Raw genomic sequence first — 5,561 nt, 5'->3', positions numbered from 1 at the left:
CTCCGGATGGCAACACTATTACGCTTTACTCTCCGGAGAATTGCGACCGGGCATTCGTTACGATCTCCGGCAATGGAACCTATCTTACGGAAATGGTGAATTTCACCGATCAGACTGCGACGCTCGACGTGTCGGACCTCGACTGCGGGGTTTACCTGATTACCGTCGAATATGAAAACGGTACGATTTACACAGGACAGATCGAATTTACAGAATAGATCCGACCAATTTGAGTGAGACTTCCTGCCGCAGATAAATCGTTGGGTAACGATTAATTTATTTATATAGTACGGGTTTCTCCAATTGCAATGGACTCTATTCATTGTATAGTTTCCGTGAAGTAACTTTAATTGAAATAAATTTCAACCAATTTTAACGTATCAATTATGAAGAAAATTTTATTATTGTTTGTGATGGCATTGTATGTGTCATCATGTACACAGGATCTCACACAAAATGAGAACATGCAGCCTCAATCAGATGAAACGACAGCACCGGTTAAGTCAGGAGTCTTACATTTTAACTCTGTTGATGATCTATCCTCCACGATTTCTCAGATGAAAGAGAGACAGGCTTTCGACATCAAACATCTTCCAGCGACCCGCGCTGCAGCTCAAGCGTTGAACGGAGAGTTCGTTTCGCTCCGCCAGCACTTGCTCGATCAAGGTCTTCGAGAGTTTACGGATGTAGAATTGGCTGAAATCGCCGCAGATTCTTTGGAATACGAACCTGAAGACAGCCTCATCGTAGATCCGTACATGACAGCAATTCTCAATGGCGAGCGTGAGGTGCAGGTCGGCGATAAGATTTGTCGCTTCGTTGAGGATGGTATGATGATGTACGATGCTAACGAAAAGGTGCTTTTCGACCCTAATTTGGTGGAACAGAAATTAGCCGTCGAGTCAATGTTCTCATGGTCAAGTTGTTGAAATAGCAGACACAAAGGGAGTTAAGGCGCAATTTGTTAAAGTCGATTATATCAAAGAAGATCTAATCCTTCAAGATCGCGTTATCATTGATGGGGGTAATTCAGGTGGAGGCGGCTTCTCGTCAGTCGGCTCTGGTAATTCAGGAAATAATAGCTCGGTAACGTATAATTATGATGGAAGTATTACGCTGACGAACGGTATGAAGATTCCGAAGGACAGGATTCGCCGCGCAACCTACACGAAAGGTGGCGGCAACGGAAGTTGGCTGGCGCAAGGTCTCTCCGGATGGTTTGGGCTGAATGTAACTATAACGAACAACTACAATAAGCGTCATCGCATGAAATTGCGTATGTACGAACAGGATTATATTATCTACCGAGCTGTAGGTATGACGGTTCGTATGCAAAAACGCACATTAGGCATCTGGTGGCGAAAAAAAGCTCAAGAATTTCGTTATGGATGGTCGGCCATCGAATGTGAATATAAATTCCCGTCTCCGACCTTCATCGACCCTCCTAAAATGCCGAATGGTTTGCCGCAATACAATAAATATCCGACCGGAATGACAAAGAAATTCCCGTTTGCAAACTCCAAAATTGTCCTTTTTCATATTCCGCTTGCAAATTATGATGTTACAACAGGTGATGTGAACGGAGCAATGGCTGCCGGAATGAAGAAATTGGCAAGTAGCATAAATAGTTGGTTCAATGATTCTCAGAACAAGGGACTCTTGAATAATCCTCGCGGATTGTTTACTACTCGTGACGGAGATCGCAAAATCAGAGTAATATTCCCACAAAGCGAAGAGGTGGATTATCACACTGGACGAGAGGTTGTAAGATGGGACAAGCAGTGGTTCTCCGGTAATTTCATGATTGGCTTCAAGTCCAATATGTCCGGAGGTGGATTCCATTATAAGAATTCGAGTTTCTCACCGGCAAAAGATGTATCTATCATTCGAGGGCGCATATACGGAGCCGTCAAATACGACAATCAGTGGCGCGCTTGCGTAATTGAAACAAAATAAGTATATTTCCAGCGTTTATTATTTATCAAGTATGAAAAAGTTAATCTTTGCATTTGCCCTGCTATGTTTCATGCAGGGTAATGCTCAAACCAGCCAATCCACAGTTGCAGATCGTAAGGTTGGCTGTATCGAGGGTGAAATCGGCGGAGGCTTTGCTTTCGGTGCCGACAAACTGAATTTCGACAAGAACAAACTCGGCGCAACATTTTATGCTGAAGTGCGATATAATATACAGCGCGTTCCGTTGGATGTCGGTGTACAGGTAGGAGGGACAATTTTCCACCGAGAGTCCGTCAATGCTGGACAGCTGAAATTCAAGACATGGAACGTGATGGCTGTGACGGATTACAATTTTCGGCGTTATAAGAAAATTTCATTCTTCGCGGGTATCGGTTTGGGTTATGCCTCTTTGGATAATTCGGCTCCGATTACCTTTGATGACTCGCAGCCCAACTGGGGCGGATTCTCGACGGGAACCAAGACGGGGTCTTTCTGTTTCATGCCGCGTATTGGCGTGGAGTTGTTTCACCACCTTCGCGTAACCTTCAATTATAAATTGGAAGAAAAGGCCAACCGGCATTTCAATATTTCCGTAGGAGTTGTATTTGGCGGCGGACGTAAATAGCTTTCTAATAAAAGAGGAAGCCGAAAAACTTTACGAGTAGTTAAAAATACAACCCATACGATTATGAAGATTACCAAAATTTGTATTTTTACTATAGTTGCATTTGCAGCTTATGCTTGTGCGAAAAGTGACAGTGTGGATACATCATCCGTCACCCCGGAAACGCTGGTGCCTGTGGAGAATGACGAGATTCAGTGCATCAATGGCACACTGCATTTTTCATCAGGTGAAGTTTGCCTGAACACTTTGGAATCGCTGACTTCGGAAGAATCTCTGCACGCTTTCGAGAAAGCGCATAATTTCACCTCGTGGCGTTCGTTCACGGATAGTATGTTGGATGATATTATCGCCTGTGAAACTCCGGAGGAGTACCAAGCGGTTCTTGAAACCTGCGCAGGCTATCTTAAAATGGATAATGACCGCCTGATGCCTGTGATTACTTCTGTCGGTTATGCCAGCATTGCCGACATTAATGGAGTTTTTTATGTCGGTGATGTCAAACATACCGTGAACGCGGAATCCGTAACTATCGAGAGGACCGATGCAAAAACAAGGGCTGTTGAAGTTGAAGAAATAGGTTATGTTGCGCCTGTATTCGATGAAACCCAGACCAGAGGAGAGATTTCGCAGAAATATACGGATCGCCGTCGTGAAACAAAAAAGTACAAAGTTTTCTCTCGCACCAACGTATTGCGTCACTCTGTTGTACAAGAGGTAAATGGACAGAAATACTATAACACCTCCTTTGCTATTCAGGTGCATGTTTCGGGACAAAAGAAGAAGACCCTGATAGGATGGAATACCTACAATGACCGCTTTTATATTGAGAATCTGCATTGGGATTTAACCATCGCCGGGAAACGTATTTCTTTCGAAACATACAGAAATAACTATTCGAAAACGGAATCCACAAAGAACCTGTATGCGACCATCGGTTTCGGAAACGGTCAATTCAACATGACCCCTACGGAAGTACCTATGCCGAGCGGATTCAACTGCATTGTACATAGGGCACGAAGCCGTGAGATGGGTAATTGCGGAGTTGTTACGGATATTAATTGCTGCCAAGGAATTTACCTGCCGGTTCCCGAATGTATCTAACTATTCCATATCAAGGAAACAGGGACATAATTCTCTGTTTCCTTGATTATTCCACACTCTAAAATTTATTATGAAAAAGATTCTTTTCTTGCTTGCGTTTGCCATCGGATTCATTTCTTGCAACGATGAAAAACATGTTTGGAGCTTCGAGGACATGTTTTATTTCCTGCATAACGATCCATCGCAGGAGGGCTGGGTTGAACCTGTTACGAAAATAACTGTCGGACCCGGTGCGCAGGTGGATTTATTGGTTACACGCAATGCTTTTGCAGCCAAAGCTCATCCCAAACAGACGGTAAAGGTCGTTGTCGAGGAGAATCTTTCCACGGCAAATCCCGGCGGTGATTTCATTCTCAGCGAGCAGGCTTTCAATTTCAAGAATAAGGATGCCCTGCAACTTCCTTTACGAGTAAATATCAGCGGCGGCACGTCCGGTAAAAAAATCGTGCTACGTCTTGATTACGGCTATTATGACGAATGCAGTCCGGAAAGCCGTAAGGGAGATAAGTTGATAATAAAGATTAAATAAACATGCTGCGCTGCATTTCGGTATTCTTTGTAGTTTTTATCTGCTGGTCCTGCGAAGTGGATTATTCTTTCGGTGAAAAGGATTTTAAGCCCCGCGTGGTTGTCAATGCGTTGATCTCGCCGCAGGAACCCTTTGCAGTACGCCTGCATTGGAGCCGCAGCTACTCGGCTCAAAGCGGGTTCACTCCCGTTGGGGAAGCCGAAATCCGCCTGTACGAAGATAATACCGAGGTTGTGCGCTGCCCGGCCGATCCGGAGGGTACGACCCAAACAACGTTCCGGGCTGCTGCCGGGCGCTCTTACCGTCTTGTTGTGTCGGTCCCCGGCTATGGCGAGTTGTCTGCCCGGACGACGATTCCCGAAGCGCCCGCAGCCCGCATATCGTTCGCGCACCAAAAGGGATGGTATCGACATTTCGACATGACGGACCTTACTGCAGGCGTGGATGCCAAAGCTATCTGGCTCCGGGGTACGGAACAGGACAATAACGGAGAAAAAGATATATATGCGTTCTATACGACTTCCGTATTTGTCGATCAGGTGAACGGCGCGAACGACGCCTACGAATCCGACGAAAAAGGAAGTACCATAGATTTCGAATATTTTCTGCGTGTCGCCCGCGAAAATCTCAGCGCAGCATTCCCGCTCCGCTTCTCGGTTTTCGGAGCCGTTGAAAACAGGCACACATTTCAGATTATTGCGGCGTCCGATACCTACGACCGCTATATGCGCTCCCGATATAAACATGAGCTGAATACGGGAGAAAGTGCGCAGGAAAATCCCTTTATCGAGCAGATCACGGTCTACTCGAACATCGACAACGGTATCGGCATCTTCGCCGGATATAACTATTACACGACGCCCGAATTATGAGGAAACTGCTCGCAGGCTGTCTGGCGCTTTGCATTCCCGCCTTACTTACGGCGCAAACTCCCGCCGACAGCATTTCACGCACCGAAGCGATAGATTCGGTAGTCGTCACCGCCCGCAGGCCGTTGATGGTCTACAAGCAGACGGGCAATATCGCCGTGGACATCGAGCAGCTTAAATACGCCCCGCTGTTCGCGGGCGAAAAAGACATATTCAAATTCCTGCAACTACTTCCGGGCGTCTCGGCCGGAAAGGACGGCATGTCGGGGCTGCTGGTACGCGGCGGCAGCAACGACCAGACATTAATTCTTTACGACGACGTACCGATTTACAATCAGGCGCATGCCTACGGCATCCTCTCGATTTTCAGCGGCGAAACGGTCCAATCGGCCGAGGTGTCGAAAGGCTTCATATCACCCGCCTACGGGTCCCGGCTTTCGGCCTTGACGCAGATTCGCACACGCGAGGGCGACCGACTGAA

7 protein-coding genes and 1 pseudogene are annotated in these 5,561 nt (G+C 46.5%); all 8 read left to right on the top strand.

What is annotated here, in order from left to right; all coding sequences use genetic code 11:
- Positions 1 to 218, top strand: a pseudogene (locus tag HMPREF9720_RS02800) (hypothetical protein); the annotation flags it as partial.
- Positions 219 to 386: 168 nt separating this feature from the next.
- Positions 387 to 929: a hypothetical protein gene (locus tag HMPREF9720_RS02795; RefSeq protein ID WP_014776082.1), complete on the top strand. Its 543-nt coding sequence runs from the start codon at positions 387 to 389 to the stop codon at positions 927 to 929.
- Positions 930 to 1,128: 199 nt separating this feature from the next.
- Positions 1,129 to 1,956: a hypothetical protein gene (locus HMPREF9720_RS02790; RefSeq protein WP_039939683.1), complete on the top strand. Its 828-nt coding sequence runs from the start codon at positions 1,129 to 1,131 to the stop codon at positions 1,954 to 1,956.
- A 31-nt stretch (positions 1,957 to 1,987) separates the two neighbouring features.
- On the top strand, positions 1,988 to 2,581 hold the full coding sequence (locus HMPREF9720_RS02785) for an outer membrane beta-barrel protein (protein WP_009596664.1): 594 nt from the start codon (positions 1,988 to 1,990) through the stop codon (positions 2,579 to 2,581).
- A gap of 63 nt (positions 2,582 to 2,644) precedes the next feature.
- Positions 2,645 to 3,682: a hypothetical protein gene (locus HMPREF9720_RS02780; protein ID WP_009596663.1), complete on the top strand. Its 1,038-nt coding sequence runs from the start codon at positions 2,645 to 2,647 to the stop codon at positions 3,680 to 3,682.
- Positions 3,683 to 3,752: 70 nt separating this feature from the next.
- Positions 3,753 to 4,211, top strand: a complete 459-nt coding sequence (locus HMPREF9720_RS02775) for a hypothetical protein (RefSeq protein ID WP_009596666.1) — start codon at positions 3,753 to 3,755, stop codon at positions 4,209 to 4,211.
- Between the two features lie 2 nt (positions 4,212 to 4,213).
- Entirely contained in the window at positions 4,214 to 5,083 is an 870-nt protein-coding gene (locus tag HMPREF9720_RS02770) for a DUF4249 domain-containing protein (protein ID WP_009596665.1), read from the top strand.
- On the top strand, positions 5,080 to 5,561 hold a 482-nt coding region (locus HMPREF9720_RS02765), incomplete at its 3' end, for a TonB-dependent receptor plug domain-containing protein (RefSeq protein WP_009596661.1). The genes HMPREF9720_RS02770 and HMPREF9720_RS02765, both read left to right, overlap by 4 nt.

Origin of the sequence: Alistipes sp. HGB5, from assembly GCF_000183485.2 — a bacterium.
Taxonomy (GTDB): domain Bacteria; phylum Bacteroidota; class Bacteroidia; order Bacteroidales; family Rikenellaceae; genus Alistipes; species Alistipes finegoldii.
The sequence above is the reverse complement of the archived record's forward strand: the minus strand, read 5'-3'. Positions and strand labels throughout refer to the sequence as shown.

Bases quoted from the DNA above. Each gene is read 5' to 3' on its own strand.
- HMPREF9720_RS02795 (WP_014776082.1), top strand. From the start codon at position 387: ATGAAGAAAATTTTATTATTGTTTGTGATGGCATTGTATGTGTCATCA.
- HMPREF9720_RS02790 (WP_039939683.1), top strand. From the start codon at position 1,129: ATGAAGATTCCGAAGGACAGGATTCGCCGCGCAACCTACACGAAAGGT.
- HMPREF9720_RS02785 (WP_009596664.1), top strand. From the start codon at position 1,988: ATGAAAAAGTTAATCTTTGCATTTGCCCTGCTATGTTTCATGCAGGGT.
- HMPREF9720_RS02780 (WP_009596663.1), top strand. From the start codon at position 2,645: ATGAAGATTACCAAAATTTGTATTTTTACTATAGTTGCATTTGCAGCT.
- HMPREF9720_RS02775 (WP_009596666.1), top strand. From the start codon at position 3,753: ATGAAAAAGATTCTTTTCTTGCTTGCGTTTGCCATCGGATTCATTTCT.
- HMPREF9720_RS02770 (WP_009596665.1), top strand. From the start codon at position 4,214: ATGCTGCGCTGCATTTCGGTATTCTTTGTAGTTTTTATCTGCTGGTCC.